Origin of the sequence: Streptomyces sp. NPDC004065 (assembly GCF_044903565.1) — a bacterium.
Taxonomy (GTDB): Bacteria; Actinomycetota; Actinomycetes; order Streptomycetales; family Streptomycetaceae; genus Streptomyces.
In genome coordinates this window covers 99,025-113,042 of the sequence record NZ_JBJDQT010000004.1, presented here as the reverse complement: position 1 = coordinate 113,042, position 14,018 = coordinate 99,025, and the positions used below count along the sequence as shown (strand labels likewise).

The 14,018-nt window shown below is 76.1% G+C and carries 14 protein-coding genes; 6 read left to right on the top strand and 8 right to left on the bottom strand.

Annotated features, from left to right (window positions below):
• Nucleotides 1-395: 395 nt before the first annotated feature.
• Nucleotides 396-851: a cyclic nucleotide-binding domain-containing protein gene (locus tag ACI2LW_RS07870; protein ID WP_404730284.1), complete on the top strand. Its 456-nt coding sequence runs from the start codon at nt 396-398 to the stop codon at nt 849-851.
• Between the two features lie 52 nt (nt 852-903).
• Nucleotides 904-1,569, top strand: coding sequence for a CBS domain-containing protein (locus ACI2LW_RS07865; RefSeq protein ID WP_404730283.1), 666 nt, complete (start codon nt 904-906; stop codon nt 1,567-1,569).
• 239 nt (nt 1,570-1,808) lie between these two features.
• Here ACI2LW_RS07865 and ACI2LW_RS07860 read toward each other — a convergent pair whose 3' ends face one another.
• The 3 genes from ACI2LW_RS07860 to ACI2LW_RS07850 all read right to left on the bottom strand — a co-directional run bounded on the left by ACI2LW_RS07860 (nt 1,809) and on the right by ACI2LW_RS07850 (nt 4,441).
• Nucleotides 1,809-2,624: a CBS domain-containing protein gene (locus tag ACI2LW_RS07860; protein ID WP_404730282.1), complete on the bottom strand. Its 816-nt coding sequence runs from the start codon at nt 2,622-2,624 to the stop codon at nt 1,809-1,811.
• A 76-nt stretch (nt 2,625-2,700) separates the two neighbouring features.
• On the bottom strand, nt 2,701-3,216 hold the full coding sequence (locus ACI2LW_RS07855) for a pyridoxamine 5'-phosphate oxidase family protein (RefSeq protein ID WP_404730281.1): 516 nt from the start codon (nt 3,214-3,216) through the stop codon (nt 2,701-2,703).
• A 142-nt stretch (nt 3,217-3,358) separates the two neighbouring features.
• Entirely contained in the window at nt 3,359-4,441 is a 1,083-nt protein-coding gene (locus ACI2LW_RS07850) for a zinc-dependent alcohol dehydrogenase family protein (RefSeq protein WP_404730280.1), read from the bottom strand.
• Nucleotides 4,442-5,000: 559 nt separating this feature from the next.
• Here ACI2LW_RS07850 and ACI2LW_RS07845 point away from each other — a divergent pair.
• The 3 genes from ACI2LW_RS07845 (at nt 5,001) to ACI2LW_RS07835 (ending at nt 7,776) form a co-directional block, all read left to right on the top strand.
• A complete protein-coding gene (locus ACI2LW_RS07845) occupies nt 5,001-5,405 on the top strand; it encodes an STAS domain-containing protein (RefSeq protein ID WP_404730279.1) in 405 nt (134 codons plus the stop codon).
• A gap of 124 nt (nt 5,406-5,529) precedes the next feature.
• The gene (locus tag ACI2LW_RS07840) at nt 5,530-6,159 is read left to right on the top strand and encodes a hypothetical protein (protein ID WP_404730278.1); all 630 of its coding nucleotides are present in this window, start codon (nt 5,530-5,532) and stop codon (nt 6,157-6,159) included.
• A 255-nt stretch (nt 6,160-6,414) separates the two neighbouring features.
• Nucleotides 6,415-7,776 carry a phosphoribosyltransferase gene (locus ACI2LW_RS07835; protein ID WP_404730277.1) on the top strand — a complete coding sequence of 454 codons (1,362 nt, stop codon included), beginning with the start codon at nt 6,415-6,417 and terminating at the stop codon, nt 7,774-7,776.
• Nucleotides 7,777-8,333: 557 nt separating this feature from the next.
• On the opposite strand, the gene ACI2LW_RS07830 is transcribed toward ACI2LW_RS07835, so the two are convergent.
• On the bottom strand, nt 8,334-8,882 hold the full coding sequence (locus tag ACI2LW_RS07830; RefSeq protein WP_404730276.1) for a flavodoxin domain-containing protein: 549 nt from the start codon (nt 8,880-8,882) through the stop codon (nt 8,334-8,336).
• A gap of 16 nt (nt 8,883-8,898) precedes the next feature.
• A complete protein-coding gene (locus ACI2LW_RS07825) occupies nt 8,899-9,630 on the bottom strand; it encodes a CBS domain-containing protein (RefSeq protein ID WP_404730275.1) in 732 nt (243 codons plus the stop codon).
• A 183-nt stretch (nt 9,631-9,813) separates the two neighbouring features.
• On the opposite strand from ACI2LW_RS07825, the gene ppk2 reads away from it, so the two are divergent.
• Nucleotides 9,814-10,617: a polyphosphate kinase 2 gene (ppk2, locus tag ACI2LW_RS07820; protein ID WP_404730274.1), complete on the top strand. Its 804-nt coding sequence runs from the start codon at nt 9,814-9,816 to the stop codon at nt 10,615-10,617.
• A gap of 141 nt (nt 10,618-10,758) precedes the next feature.
• On the opposite strand, the gene ACI2LW_RS07815 is transcribed toward ppk2, so the two are convergent.
• The 3 genes from ACI2LW_RS07815 to ACI2LW_RS07805 are packed head-to-tail and all read right to left on the bottom strand — an operon-like array spanning nt 10,759 to nt 13,600.
• Complete coding sequence (locus ACI2LW_RS07815; RefSeq protein WP_404730273.1) at nt 10,759-11,625, bottom strand: universal stress protein; 867 nt, start codon at nt 11,623-11,625, stop codon at nt 10,759-10,761.
• 5 nt (nt 11,626-11,630) lie between these two features.
• Nucleotides 11,631-12,653 carry an alcohol dehydrogenase AdhP gene (adhP, locus tag ACI2LW_RS07810; protein WP_404730272.1) on the bottom strand — a complete coding sequence of 341 codons (1,023 nt, stop codon included), beginning with the start codon at nt 12,651-12,653 and terminating at the stop codon, nt 11,631-11,633.
• Between the two features lie 41 nt (nt 12,654-12,694).
• Entirely contained in the window at nt 12,695-13,600 is a 906-nt protein-coding gene (locus tag ACI2LW_RS07805) for a universal stress protein (protein WP_404730271.1), read from the bottom strand.
• Nucleotides 13,601-14,018: the final 418 nt, after the last annotated feature.

Here is a 14,018-nt window from a genome sequence, read left to right as displayed (position 1 = left end):
TCATGCCCTGCCGCCCCCGGCCGTGCCCGGTGGCTCCGCCCCGCCGACTCGCCGCGGCGGCCTCGCCGACCCTGCCCCGCGGGCCGCGCCCGGCCGCGCCCGACCGGCCCGCCCGCCCGGCGGACCCGCCCTGCCCCTCCTCGCCCCGCCGGCGCCGTACCGCCGGCGGGGCTCGCCGCGTCCGCGCGGGCCCGTCGCCCGGGTGCACCGCCTGAAGCGGGCCCGAGGCGGGCCCGTCGGGGCGGGCGGACGGTGCCGGGGCCGAAAGGCCCGCGCGTGGGACCGGGCGGCCCGTGGTGGCGAAGCCGGACGCGGAGGAGGCTGGAAGCAGAAGGGCACACGCCCGGACGCGCTCGCCGGCGGTTGCGGCGACAGGCACGAGAGGAGACCGTGCGATGACCTCCACCACCACCCTGGCCGCGGCCCTGCCCGCCGAACACCGCGAGCGGCTGATGGGGCTCGCCCGAGAGGTCTCCTTCGACATCGGCACCCGGCTGTTCGAGGAGGGCCGGCACGCCGACCGGTTCTGGATCATCCGGACCGGCACCGTCGCCCTCGACCTGCGCGTCCCCGGCCGCCGCTCCCCCGTCATCGAGACCCTCGGCCACGGCGAACTGGTCGGCTGGTCCTGGCACTTCCCGCCGTACGTCTGGCAGCTGGGCGCCGAGGCCATGAGCCCGGTGCGGGCCTGGGAGTTCGACGCGGACACCGTGCGCACGCTGTGCGACCAGGACCCCGAGTTCGGGCGGGCGGTCGCCGTCTGGGTCGGCCGGGTCGTCGCCCACCGGCTGCACTCGGCCCGCGTCCGGCTCCTCGACCTGTACGCCCCGTACGGCAGCGGGACCAGGTGACGGGCCCGCCCCGGCGGCGCACCGCACCATCCGGACACCGAGGAGGACCACCATGCACGGCAGTCCGCACATCGTCAGCGACGTCATGACGCACACCGTCGTGGCGGTGGGGCGGGACGCCCCGTTCAAGGACATCGTCACCCTCATGGGGCAGTGGAAGGTCAGCGCGCTGCCCGTGCTGGAGGGCGAGGGCCGGGTGGTCGGTGTCGTCTCCGAGGCCGACCTGCTGCCCAAGGAGGAGTTCCGCGACAGCGACCCCGACCGCTTCACCCAGCTGCGCCGGCTGCCCGACCTCGCCAAGGCCGGCGCGCTGATCGCCGGGGAGCTGATGAGCAGCCCGGCCGTGACCGTCCACCCCGACGCCACGCTCGCCGAGGCGGCCCGCATCATGGCGCTGCGCAAGGTCAAGCGACTGCCCGTCGTCGACGACGAGGGCATGCTCCAGGGGCTGGTCAGCCGCGGCGACCTGCTGAAGGTGTTCCTTCGGCCGGACGACGACATCGCCGAGGAGGTCCGGCGGGAGGTCGTCGCCCACCTCTTCCCCTCCCCGGTCTCGCCGATCCACGTCCAGGTCAAGGACGGGGTCGTCACGCTGACCGGCCGCATCCGGGACACCTCGCTGGTGCCCGTGGCCGCCCGCATGGTGCGGGCCGTGGAGGGCGTCGTCGACGTCGACTGCCGGCTCACGAGCGCGACGGCCCCGGCGGAGCCCCGTTAGCCGCCGGCCGGCGGCCGGCGTACACGAGTGCGGTCGGCGCACATGAATGCCGGTGCGTCGAACGCACCGGCCGCGCCTGTGCGGCGCCCTCGCCGCCCTCGTGCTCAGGCGTACCGCACCGGGACGGTCCGGGCGTCCGTCCACTCCTCCGGGACCGGGACCGTTCGCGGAACGGCTCCTCATCGGGACGACGCGGGACAACCCCTTGCCCGCGGGCCCGCGGCCCGGGCCGTCGTGCCTCATGACCCGGGTTCCGCCGCCTGTGCCGTCCCCGTTCCCGGCGTCGCCCGGGTACCCGCCCCGGCGGTTCCCTCCGGCGACGGCGGTGCCTCTTCGGTCAGGTCTTCGGTCAGATCGGGCTCCTGCAGCGGGCGGCGGCGCGGTCCGCTGAGCGCGCAGCGCACGTCCACCACGCCCTCGACGGAGCGCGCCAGGCGTACGGCCAGCGGCACCAGGGTGGTGTCCGGGACCTGGCCGGTGAGCGTGACCACCCCTTCCCGCACCGTCACCCGCATTGAGTCCAGCGGGACCGGGAACCGGCCGGCCACGACCTCCCGCCGGATCTCCTCGGCGATGTCCTCGTCGTCGCGCAGGAACACCTTCAGCAGGTCCGAGCGGCTGACGATGCCCGTGAGCACGCCGTCGTCGTCCACCACGGGCAGCCGTTTGACGCCGTGCCGGGCCATCAGGCGGGCGGCCCGGGCCAGCGTGGCGTCGGCGCGGACGGTGACCGCGGGGGTGTTCATGAGCTCCTCGGCGGTCACCGCGAGCGCCTTGGCCGAGCCGGCCGGGCCCGGGTGGTCCGGCCCGCGGCCCGGCGGGCCGGCGTCGGTACCGGTGCCGGCGTCGCTGTCGGTGTCGCGGAACTCCTCCTTGCGCAGCAGGTCGGCCTCGGAGACCACCCCGGTGACCCGGCCCCCCGGGTCCAGCACGGGCATCGCGCTGACGCCCCACTCCTCCATGGTGCGCACGATCTCCTTGAACATCGCCCCACCGGCCAGGGCGACGACCGTACGGGTCATCACGTCGCCGACGGTGAACCGGGAATCCTGCATGGCGTCCTCCTCCAGCGGGCCGGATCGGATGACGGGGCGGACCGGATGACGGGACGGACCCTCACGAGCCGGACCCTCACGAGCGGTACGGCCACGAGCCGGAAGCCCATGGGCCGGAAGCCGGCGGACCGGAGGGGCACGGGCCGGACGGCCCGAAGAAGGCCTCCAGGCCGTACACGCTGCGCCCGCCGACGAGTTCGCGGCCGGTGACCAGTTCGGGTTCGATGCGGACGAAGACCTCCCGCGGCGAGGGCACCCAGGAGCGCGGGCCGCCGGCCGCCAGCCGCCGGTGTTCCTCCGGATCGCTCACCACCGCGGCGGAACCGGTGACGACGACGCTCCAGCCGGAGTGGGCCACCGGATCCACCTCGTCGGCCTCGAAGGCGACGACGGTGCCGTCGATCGCCCGCACCAGTTCGGACCGGGCCGAGGTGCGCAACAGCACGGCGCCGTCGCCGTCCAGGCAGAAGTTGACCGGCAGCACCGCCGGCAGGGCCTGCCGCGTGTGCACGATCCGGCCCACGGCCGCCTTCTGAAGCAGCCGGAGGCACTCCTGCCGTCCGAGCTCGCGGAATCCGTCGTTGTCATACATCAACCGGTCCGTCTTTCCACCTCGTGAAGCGCGTACGGCCGTTCTCCGCGGCCTTCCTTCCCCGCCCGTCCATGGTCGGGCGCGCCCGGGGCCGGACGGCAGGGCCGTCCGTCCCGGCCCGGGCGGAGAACGGCCCCGCCCCTCAGGCCTCGGGCACGGGCACGGGCACGGGCACGACCTCGCGGCGCGGGCCGCCGAGCACGACCTTGAGCGCCCCGGTCTCGGCGGCGTGACCGAAGACCTCGTACGCCTCCTGCATGCGCTCCAGCGGGAAGGTGTGGGTGACCAGCTGCGAGGTGGGCAGCCGCCCGGCGGCGGCCATCCGCAGCAGGGTGGGCGTGGAGTGGGTGTCGACCAGGCCGGTGGTGATGGTCACGTTCTTGATCCACAGCTCTTCCAGGTGCAGCGTGGCCGGCCTGCCGTGCACGCCGACGTTGGCGACGCGCCCGCCGGGGCGGACCATGCGCGTGCACAGCTCGAAGGTCTCCGGCTCGCCCACGGCCTCGACGACCACGTCCGCGCCCAGACCCCCGGTGAGGTCGGCGACCAGTTGCTCGGGGGCCTCGCGGGCGTCGGCGACGGCCTCGGCGCCGAGCTTGCGGGCGGCCTCGAGCCGGGTGGGGGCCAGGTCGACGGCGACGATCCGCTCGGGGGCGAACAGCCGGGCGGTGGCGATGGCCGCGAGGCCGATGGGGCCGGCCCCGACCACGGCCACGGTGTCTCCGGGGCGCACCCGGCCGTTGAGCACGCCCACCTCGTAGGCGGTGGGGAAGATGTCGGCCAGGAGCACGGCGTCCTCGTTGGTCACCCCGGCGGGCAGCGGATGGACGGAGAGGTCGGCGTAGGGCACGCGGACGTACTCCGCCTGGGTGCCGTCGACGAGGTGGCCGAGGATCCAGCCCCCGCCGCCGAGGCACTGGCCGTACATGGCCTCGCGGCAGTAGCGGCAGCGGCCGCAGGCGGTGATGCAGGAGATCAGGACGCGGTCCCCGGGCCGTACGGTGCGTACGTCGGTGCCGACCTCGACGACCTCGCCGACCGCCTCGTGGCCCAGCACGGTGCCCGGCCGGACCTCGGGCACGTCTCCCTTGAGGATGTGCAGGTCGGTGCCGCAGATGGTGACGGTGTCGACGCGGACGACGGCGTCGGTGGGTTCCTTGACGTCCGGGTCGGGGACTTCCTCCCAGGTGGACTGCCCGGGCCCGTGGAAGACGTAACCCTTCATGGGGATCCTCACCCTCCTGTTCTCGGGCGGGCGTCCGGGACCCGGCGGTCCGTGGTGGGCGGAGGCGGCCCGGACTCCGGCGCGATGCCGGGATTGCCCCGCAGTTCCAGCTTGTCCCGGGACCGCACGTCGCGCACGGGGCCGGACGGCCCCAAGGGGGCACCGAGAGGACCGTCCGGGAGCACGGCGGCGCACGGCTCCCGGACGTCGCGGGAACCGGACCGGCACCCGGACCCCGCGAGCCGCCGCGAGCCGCCGTGACGAGCAACGGTCCCAGCGGCCCCCGCGGGGGCCGACCGCCCGTGCCCGGCCCACGCGGACCCCGACCGCCCGTGCCCGGCCCACGCGGACCCCGACCGCCCGTGCCCGGCCCACGCGGACCCCGACCGCCCGTGGGCGTTCCCGTCCCGCCCGGGCGGGACGGTCCCAGCCACCAGGGCGGACCGTCCCCACCACCCGGGTGGACGGTCCCAATCACCCGGGCGGGGCTCTTCGGGCCCGCCGGGCGGGGGCCCAACGGCCCTTCCGCGCGCGGTGGCACACGGGCTTTGCTCGCTGTATGCCCGTAAGCCACTCCCGGCCCGGAGGCGATGACGCCGGGCGCACCGGTCACGAGGAACACGACGCCGCCGGTACGGTCGTGTTCGCCCTGTACGGCGAGGTGGACCTCGCCACGACGCTGTCCCTCGGGACGCGGCTGGACGCGCTCACCGCCGGGCCCAGGCCCGACGTCGTGATCGACCTGCGCCGGGTGACCTTCATGGACTGCGCCGGGCTGGGCCTGCTGTGCCGGGCGCGCAACCGGGCCGCGGCCCGCGGCGGCAGGCTGCGCCTGGCCGGCGCCGACGCGTCCCTTCTGCGGCTGTTCGGCCGTACCGGACTGGCCGGCCGCTTCGAGTGGGCGCCGTCGGCCGGACGGGTGGCCGTGGTCCCCTCCCCGGTGGTCCCCGCGGGGCAGGGCTGACCGGCCCGTATTCGCGGACGAGGAGGGTCCGGTCGGCCCCCGGACGCCGCCTGGAAGGCCCATGTCCCGGCGCGCCCGCTCCTGCCACCTTCGAAGACATGGGAACGAGGAGGTGTGGCGAGCGATGAGCACCAACGGCGCAAACGGCAGGAACACGCGGGGCGGGGACAGTGCCCGGAAGGCCACGCGGCACGCGCGCAGGCGGCTGTGGCGGTGGCGCCACAACCCGCTGCGGCGGCGCGAGGACGTCGTCGAGGCATGGATCGTGCTCGTGACGTGGCTGGTCGTCGTGGTCGGCGGCGCGATCGCCGGAACGCTCACCGCGCTGGCCGCCGACCGGGAGTTCGCCTGGCAGCGCGCCGACCGGCAGCCCGTCCGGGCGGTCCTGGCCGACGACTCCCCGCGCAGCTCCTCCAACGACGGCAACGGATACCGCGAGCCGGTGAAGGTCCGCTGGACCGCACCCGACGGAACCACCCGCACCGGACGCACCCTGGTGGCCACCGGCCTGGACGCCGGCGCCTCGGTCACCGTCTGGCAGAACGGCCGCGGCGCCCTGACCACCGAGCCTCCCGGCCCGACCGAGGCACGCGTCGAGGCCGCGCTCTTCGGCGTGTCGGCCGCGCTGGCGCTGGCCGGCCTCGCCTGCGGCACCTCGGCGCTCGCCCGTTGGCGGCTCGACCGGCGGCGCTACGACCAGTGGGGCGCCGAGTGGGACCTCATCGGCCCGCGCTGGGACCAGAAGACCGGCTGACGGCGACCGCCGGGTCCCCCGTCCGGCATCCGGTCCGCATCGGGCCGGCATCCAGTCGGCGTCCGGCCCGCACCTCCGCTCCCCCCGGCTCCGGGAAAGGCCGAACGGCCCCTTTCCCGGGGTCGGTCGTCTCTGCCTCCGCCGCGCCCGGCGCGTTCCCATGGAAGTGAGGCCCGGAAGCAGGACGGTCCGGGCGACAAGCGGCGGCCCCGCCGCCGGCGCGCGGCCGCGGAGCGTACGAGGAGGTGGCGGCGCATGCGTTACGAGAACCGAGCGGACGCGGGACGGCGCCTGGTCCCACGCCTGGAGCGGCTGCGCGACACGGACGCCGTGGTGCTGGGCGTGCCCCGGGGCGGCGTCCCGGTGGCCTTCGAAGTGGCCCGGCACCTCGGTGCGCCCCTCGACCTGGCCATGGTGCGCCGGCTGCGCGTGCCGTGGCAGCCGGAGCTGGGCTTCGGCGCCGTCGGCGAGCACGGGGTGCGCGTGAGCGACCCGGACGTCGTACGGGAGAGCGGGCTGACCGCCGCCGAGCGGCAGACCGTGGAGCGCGCCGAGCTGGCCGAGCTGGAGCGGCAGGGACAGCGCTGGCGGGCCGGCCGCGCGCCGGTTCCGCTGAGCGGGCGCACCGCCGTGGTCCTGGACGACGGCATGGCGACCGGCGCGGTCGCGGAGGCCGCCTGCCGGGTGGCCCGGGCCCGCGGGGCCGCCCGCGTGGTCCTCGCGGTCCCGGTCGCGCCGGCGGCCGCGCTGCCGCGGCTGCGCACAGTGGCGGACGAGGTGGTCTGCCTCCAGCCGCTGCGGCACGTCGGCTCCGTCGGCGCCTGGTACGAGGACTTCACGCGGACCACCGACGCACAGGTGGCCGCGCTGCTGGCCGAGGCCGACCGGTCCACGGCCGCCTGCGGCCCCGGCGGCCGGCTCGCGCCGCCGGCGTCCTCGCCCGGGGCGGCCGCCCCGGACTTCCCCGTCACGGACCGGGAGGTGGAGGTGCCGACGGGTGCGGTGCCGCTGGCCGCCCGGCTCGCCCTGCCGGCCACGGCCCGGGCGGTGGTGGCGTACGCCCACGGCAGCGGCACGTGCCGGCACGTCCCCTGCCACCAGTACGTCGCCGCCGTCCTCCACCGCGCGGGCCTCGGCACCCTGCTGCTGGATCTGCTCACCGAGGAGGAGGAGCACGATCCGCACAACGTCTTCGACATCGTGCTGCTGGCCCGGCGGCTGCGGGCCGCGGCCGGCTGGCTGCGGCGGGAGACGGGCCTGCCCGTGAGCCACTGCGGGGCGGGCACGGCGGCCGCGGCGGCGGTGGAGGCCGCCGCGGAGGACGAGGACGTGCACGCCCTGGTCTGCCTCGCCGGCCGTCCCGACCTGGCCGGCCCGGCCGCGCTGGCCCGGGAGCACGCTCCGGCCCTGTTCGTCGTCGGCGCCCTGGACACACGGCTGCTCGGTCTCAACCGGCTCGCGGCGGACTGGATGCGCTGCGAGCACCGGGTCGCCGTGGTGCCCGGCGCCACCGGCCTGTTCACCGACCCGGGCACGCTGGAGACGGTGGCGGGGCTGGCCCGGGACTGGTTCGTCACCCACCCGGCCGCAACGGCCCCACGCCTGACACCGGCCTGAGCGACGGCCGCCGGGACCCCGGCGGGCCCCCGCGGCTCTCCCGGCGGGCCCGGCGGGCCGGGTCCTCGCGCCCCGCTGGGGGAGCCGCCTGTCCCCCAACTGGTGACGCGAAGCCGTCTGTCCCCCCACCGGGTGACGCGCCGGGCCGCGCGGGCCGTGATCCGCCTGCCGGTACGGACCCCGTGAACCGCCCGCCGGGAGAGACCGACCGGCTCGCGGCGGCCCGGACGCCGGACCGCCTACGGCGCCACCGGCCACGGCGGGTGGGGGGCGGCACTACCAGCCACGGCGGGCCGGCCGGCCCGCGGTGGACGGCGTCGCGGCGAGGACGTGGTGATGTCCCGGTGCCGGCAGTCCCGGCACCGGGACATCACCTTCCCCCCTCCCCCCGGTCCCCGGTCCCCCGGCGCGATCAGCCCTTCGTCGATCCGGCCCGTGCGGCCCTCACGACCCGGCCGGACCGGCCCACCCGGCCGAACCACCGAACCGGCCGAACCGGCCGATCAGGCCCACCCGACCGGTCAGCCCGGCCCCTTCGGTCAGCCCGGCCCGTTCGGTCAGCCCGGCCCGCTCGGTCCAGCGGTGGTTCCGGCCGGTCCCGGCCGCCCCTCGCCGTGGCCCAGTTCGCGGGCGATGTGGTCCGCCCAGGCCTCGATCGCCGGGAAGTCGCGGAAGTCGCCGCCCTTCCCGGAGCGGACGATCATGCGGGCGACGCGGCCCTTGGCGCCCTCCTCCAGGCGGCCGCCGAAGGTGGCGTGCTCGTTGACGTCGAGCCGTGTCATCGCGCGCCGCACCCCCGACACGGGCGGGATGTCCCGTTCGGACGCGGAGGCGTCCAGCGGACCGCTGCTGAAGAACCACAGCGGGCGTCCGGCCAGCGCCCTGCGGTGGCGCCGCACGAAGCGGCGGGCGTCCTTGTGCCAGCGCCCGCCGTACAGCCCGCCGCCGACCACCACGGCGTCGTAGGAGGACACCGCGGGCACGGACGCCGCGGGCAGCGCCTCGGCCTCGAACCCGTCCCCGCGCAGCACCTCGGCCACCCGCTCCGCCATCTGCGCGGTCGACCCGTTGGTCGTCCCGTAGGCGACCAGCACCCTGTCCGGCATGGTGGTCCGCCTCCTCTCACAGTCCGCGCAGCCAGTCCTCGGCCACGCCGTGCAGGGCCTGCTCCTCGGGCTGGAGGCGGGAGTCGTCCAGCCGGTAGGTGAGCTTGTCGACCACGTCGACCACCCCGTCGACCTGCCGGGTCATGGACACCGCGATCTCGGTGTCGCTGCGCCGTTCCAACCGGCCCTCCAGCGTGACGACGCCCTCGGTCACCGAGACGGAGACGGTGCGCGGGGCCTGCCACAGGGTCCGCAGCAGCACCTCGCGGACGACCTCGTCGCGGATCTCCGCGTCCGGCCGCAGGAAGACGCTGAGCAGGTCACGCCGGGTGACGATGCCGACCAGCCGGTCCTCCTCGTCCACCACCGGCAGCCGTTCCACGTGCCGCCGGGCCATCGTGCGGGCGGCCTCCACGATGCTGTCGTCGGCGTGCACGGTGACGGCCGGCGCGGTCATCAGCTGGCCCGCGGTGCGCGCCTTCTGCTTCGCCGCCCTGCGCCGGGCCGCCGCCGTCAGCCCGGTGAACCGCGGGCGCCGGGCGGGCTCGTAGGGGCCGGGCGTCCCGGCCTGGCGCATCATCAGGTCGGTCTCCGAGATGACGCCGATGACCTGGTCGTCCTCGTCGACCACCGGCAGTCCGCTGATCCGGTGGCCGGCGAGCAGCCGCGCGACCTCCTTGAACGGAGTGCCGTACCCGGCCCGGACGACCTCGGCGGTCATCACGGAGCCGATCTTGTTGTGCTTCATGTCCGTTCCCTCCTCGGCGGTGCCGGCCGGGCGACGGCCCTCCGGTGCCCGGCGCGCCCGCGGCGCGGCGGCGCGTGATGTCCCGACACTTCGAGCATGGGCCGCGGGCGGCCCGCGGCCCATGGGCTGTTGGGGGGCGAACACGGGGCCGGTAGGCCCCAAGCGGCCCGGTACCCTGTGCGCATGGCCGGCAAGAAGGCGGCGGGGCCGTCGCGCAGCAGCTACGAGAAGGAACTGCTGCGCCTGCAGATGGAGTTGGTCAAGCTCCAGGAGTGGGTGCGGGCGACCGGCGCCCGGCTGGTCGTCGTCTTCGAGGGCCGGGACGCGGCCGGCAAGGGCGGCACCATCAAGCGGGTGACCGAGCACCTCAATCCGCGGATCGCGCGGATCGCGGCGCTGCCGAAGCCGACGGAGCGCGAGCGCACCCAGTGGTACTTCCAGCGGTACGTCGAGCAGCTGCCGGCCGCCGGGGAGATCGTGCTGTTCGACCGGTCCTGGTACAACCGGGCCGGGGTGGAGCACGTGATGGGCTTCTGCACCAAGGACGAGTACCAGCGGTTCCTGCGCCAGTGCCCGATCTTCGAGCGGATGCTCGTCGAGGACGGCATCCTGCTGCGCAAGTACTGGTTCTCGGTGAGCGACGCGGTGCAGCAGGAGCGGTTCCGGCGCCGTCTGGAGGACCCGCTGCGGCGCTGGAAGCTGTCGCCGATGGACCTGGAGTCCATCACCCGCTGGGAGGCGTACTCCCGGGCCAAGGACGAGATGATGGTGCACACCGACATCTCCGAGTCGCCGTGGTACGTCGTGGAGAGCGACGACAAGCGGCGCGCCCGGCTGAACATGATCGCCCACCTGCTGGACAGCGTGCCGTACCACGAGGTGTCGCCGCCGGTGCTGGAACTGCCCGAGCGCCCGCCGTCGACGGGCTACGAGCGTCCGCCGCGCGATCTGCAGACCTACGTGCCCGATCACGCGGCGGATCTGTGACCCCGGCGGCCGGGGCCGCCCGCACCTGAGGCCGGCCCCGGCCCGCCTTCGCACGGCGGACATCGCTCGGGACCGCGGAGGACATCGCCCGGGACCGCGTGGGACTCGCGGGACCGCGCGGGATCTCCCGTGGGCCGGGCCTCACCCCGGTCCGGGCACGACGGCGACCGGGCAGGCCGCGTGGTGCAGGACGGTGTGGGCGGTGCGGCCGAGCTGGAGTCCGATGTAGCCCGGACGGCGCCGGGCGCCGACGACCAGCAGGTCGGCCTCGTGCGCGGCGGCCAGCAGCACCCTGCGGGCCGGTCCCTCCACGGTCCGGCGCTGCACCTTCACCTCCTGCGGTACGTCCCTGAGCGCCGCGTCCAGGGCCTCGCAGGCCCGCTCCTCGTGAAAACGCTCGGGCTCCCCGGCGATCAGCGGGTGGTCCACGCTCTCGTGCGGGGGGCACCGCCAGGCCCGTACGGCCTCCAGCAGGACCCCGCGCCGGGCGGCCTCCCGGGCCGCGAACCGCACCGCCGCGGCCGGCTCGTCCCCGACGCCGACGACGATCCGGCCGTGCACCGGTGTGCGGACCTGGTTGTCGTTGTTGCCGCGGACGACGACGACCGGGCAGTCGGCGTGCGCGGCCACGAACAGGCTGACCGAGCCGAGCAGCAGGTTCGCCACCCCGCTGCGGCCGCGGGTGCCCACGACCAGGGCCGAGGCGTTGCGGCCCTCGCGCACCAGGGCGTACTCGGGCTCCTCCGGCAGCGCGGCCTTGCTGATCGGCAGCCCGGGCTGCCGGGCGCGGGCGCGCCGGGCGGCGGCCTCGACGACGTCCTCCGCCCGCACCCGCTCGTCCGGCTTGCCGAGGTCCCGGGCGAGCGCGCCGCCCTCGTAGCGCTCCCAGAGGGAGGCGTACACGATCCGCAGCGGCACCTGCCGCAGGGCTGCCTCGTCCGCCGCCCAGTCGGCCGCCCGCAGGCTGGGCTCCGAGCCGTCGACCCCGGCCACCAGCGGCAGTTCCATGGCGGTCACCCGCCCTGGCCGAGGTCGAACACGATGCGCGCCTTGACCGCGCCGCGCAGCACCTCGTCGATGGCCTCGTTGACGGCCTCCAGCGGGCGGGTCTCGTGGATGACCCGGGTCCGGCCGGCCGCGTGCAGTTCGAAGACCTCCGCGAGGTCCTGCCGGGTGCCGACGATGGAGCCGATCACCGAGGTGCCGTTGAGCACGGTGTCGAAGATCGGGAGGCGGACCGTGCCGTGCGCGGGCAGGGCGACCATGACGAGCTTCCCGCCGCGCCGCAGCCCGGAGTTGACCGCCTCGAAGGCGGCGTCGTTCACCGCGAGGGCGATCGCGGCGTGGGCGCCGCCGTGCCGTTGGAGCTCCTCGCCGACGTCCTGGGTGCGGGCGTCGACGACGATGTCCGCGCCGAGTTCGGTGGCGAGGCGGAGCTTGTCGTCGGTGACGTCGATGGCCGCGACCCGGGCGCCGGCGATCTTCGCGTACTGCACCGCCAGGTGCCCGAGTCCGCCCACCCCGGAGACCGCGACGAGCTGGGCCGGCCGGACGCCGGCGACCTTGAGCGCCTTGTACGTGGTGACGCCCGCGCAGGTCAGCGGGGCGGCGTCGAAGGGGGTGACGCCGTCGGGCACCGGCTGGGCGAAGTCGGCCCAGGCCAGCATCTTCTCGGCGTAGCCGCCGTCGCAGCCGTACCCGGTGTTGACCTGCTGCTCGCACAGCGTCTCCCAGCCGGACAGGCAGTGCTCGCACCGCCCGCAGGCCCGGCCCAGCCACGGCACCGCCACCCGCTGCCCGACCGCCAGGTGGGTGACGCCCTCGCCGAGCTTCTCGACCAGGCCGACGCCCTCGTGGCCGGGTACGAACGGCGGGTTCGGCCTGACGGGCCAGTCGCCGTGGGCGGCGTGGATGTCGGTGTGGCACAGCCCGGAGGCCTCGACGCGGATCCGGACCTGGCCGGGGCCGGGCTCCGGGTCGGGGCGTTCCTCGACGACGAGGGGCTCGCCGAAGCTCCGTACGACCGCTGCCTTCATGATGTCTGCTCCTAGGACGGGTGTGGGGGGCTGCGGGAGGGTCAGCCGTGGGCGACGACGGCGACGGGGACGGCGCCGTGGTGCAGGACGGCGTGGGTGACGTGACCGATGTGGGCGCCGAACGGGTTGCGGCGCACCCGGCGGCCCACGACGACCAGGGACGCCTCGCGCGAGGCGCGGACCAGCAGGTCGGCGGGGCTGCCGCAGCGGGACTCCTCGACGACCTCCACGTCCGGGTACTTCTGCCGCCACGGGCGCAGCGCGTCGGTCAGGGCGGCGGCCTCGGTGGTCGCCGGCGACACGTGGAGTTCCGCGTCGGCGGGCATCGCGTAGCCGTAGTAGGGCGGCGGGTACCAGGCGTGCAGGACGCGCAGCGAGGTGCCGCGGCGCTCGGCCGCCTCGAAGGCGAACTCGGTCAGGTCGTCGTCGGGGGCGGCGGTGTCCAGGCCGAGCAGGACGGGACGGTAGGGGGCCGCGGTCGACGGGATACCCGAGAGGTCCATCTCGTGTTCGTCCGCGGCCTGTTCGCCGGCGTGGACGAGGACGACGGGACGCTCGGCGTGCGCGACGACGTGCATGGCGACGGAGCCGACCATGAAGCCGCCCAGCCCGCTCAGCGGGCGCGAGCCCAGCACCAGCAGTTCCGCCTCGGCGGCGACCTTGCGGAGCACCTCGGCGGCGTGGCCGGGCAGTTGCTCGGTGACGACCTCGACGCCCGGGTGGCGCAGCCGCAGCCCCTCGGCGGCCTCCCGCGGCACCCGCTCCACCCAGTGCTGGTGCGTCTCCCCGCCGATCAGCGGCGCCTGCGCGACGGGCTCCGGCACCGGCTCCCACACATGGACGAGCTTGACCGGCAGGCCCATCAGCTTGGCCTCCCGCGCGGCCCACTCCGCGGCGGCCCGGCTTTCGGGCGATCCGTCGAGACCCACGGTGACGGTGCGGGACATGGTCTCCTCCTCCTGCGACGGGTGCTTCCATTACGAGCATCCCGGCGCAGGGCCGCCACGGGCATGGGCCGCAGGTCCCCTCCGGGGCCCGACCGACCCCATGGACACCGGGCCGGCGCCGGGGCAGCGCGTCAGGGGCGCGAGCCGGGCGGGCCGTTGGCGGCCGGCGGACTCGCCGCGGGGGCGGCGGAGGGGCGGATCCGGTCCGCGAACCGGGGTGCGCCGTACGGGGGACGGGGGCGGGCCCGGGGCGGGAGCCCCGCCGGGCTCGCGGGACAGCGCGCCGGGCCGTGCGGTGCCGCTCGCCCAGCCCACCGCCCGCCCGGCGGGGCGGTGTCGGCGCGGGGGCGGCCCGGACCCAGCGGAAGGGCGGCCGGGACCGGCGGGGCCGGGCGGGGCGGGTGAGCCCATCAGGGGG

Excerpts from the sequence above, each read along its gene's own strand:
- ACI2LW_RS07855 (WP_404730281.1), bottom strand. The coding sequence starts at position 3,216 with ATGTATGACAACGACGGATTCCGCGAGCTCGGACGGCAGGAGTGCCTC.
- ACI2LW_RS07865 (WP_404730283.1), top strand. The coding sequence starts at position 904 with ATGCACGGCAGTCCGCACATCGTCAGCGACGTCATGACGCACACCGTC.
- ACI2LW_RS07870 (WP_404730284.1), top strand. The coding sequence starts at position 396 with ATGACCTCCACCACCACCCTGGCCGCGGCCCTGCCCGCCGAACACCGC.
- ACI2LW_RS07805 (WP_404730271.1), bottom strand. The coding sequence starts at position 13,600 with ATGTCCCGCACCGTCACCGTGGGTCTCGACGGATCGCCCGAAAGCCGG.
- ACI2LW_RS07815 (WP_404730273.1), bottom strand. The coding sequence starts at position 11,625 with ATGGAACTGCCGCTGGTGGCCGGGGTCGACGGCTCGGAGCCCAGCCTG.
- ACI2LW_RS07860 (WP_404730282.1), bottom strand. The coding sequence starts at position 2,624 with ATGCAGGATTCCCGGTTCACCGTCGGCGACGTGATGACCCGTACGGTC.
- ACI2LW_RS07850 (WP_404730280.1), bottom strand. The coding sequence starts at position 4,441 with ATGAAGGGTTACGTCTTCCACGGGCCCGGGCAGTCCACCTGGGAGGAA.
- ACI2LW_RS07825 (WP_404730275.1), bottom strand. The coding sequence starts at position 9,630 with ATGAAGCACAACAAGATCGGCTCCGTGATGACCGCCGAGGTCGTCCGG.
- ppk2 (WP_404730274.1), top strand. The coding sequence starts at position 9,814 with ATGGCCGGCAAGAAGGCGGCGGGGCCGTCGCGCAGCAGCTACGAGAAG.
- ACI2LW_RS07835 (WP_404730277.1), top strand. The coding sequence starts at position 6,415 with ATGCGTTACGAGAACCGAGCGGACGCGGGACGGCGCCTGGTCCCACGC.
- ACI2LW_RS07830 (WP_404730276.1), bottom strand. The coding sequence starts at position 8,882 with ATGCCGGACAGGGTGCTGGTCGCCTACGGGACGACCAACGGGTCGACC.
- ACI2LW_RS07845 (WP_404730279.1), top strand. The coding sequence starts at position 5,001 with ATGCCCGTAAGCCACTCCCGGCCCGGAGGCGATGACGCCGGGCGCACC.
- adhP (WP_404730272.1), bottom strand. The coding sequence starts at position 12,653 with ATGAAGGCAGCGGTCGTACGGAGCTTCGGCGAGCCCCTCGTCGTCGAG.
- ACI2LW_RS07840 (WP_404730278.1), top strand. The coding sequence starts at position 5,530 with ATGAGCACCAACGGCGCAAACGGCAGGAACACGCGGGGCGGGGACAGT.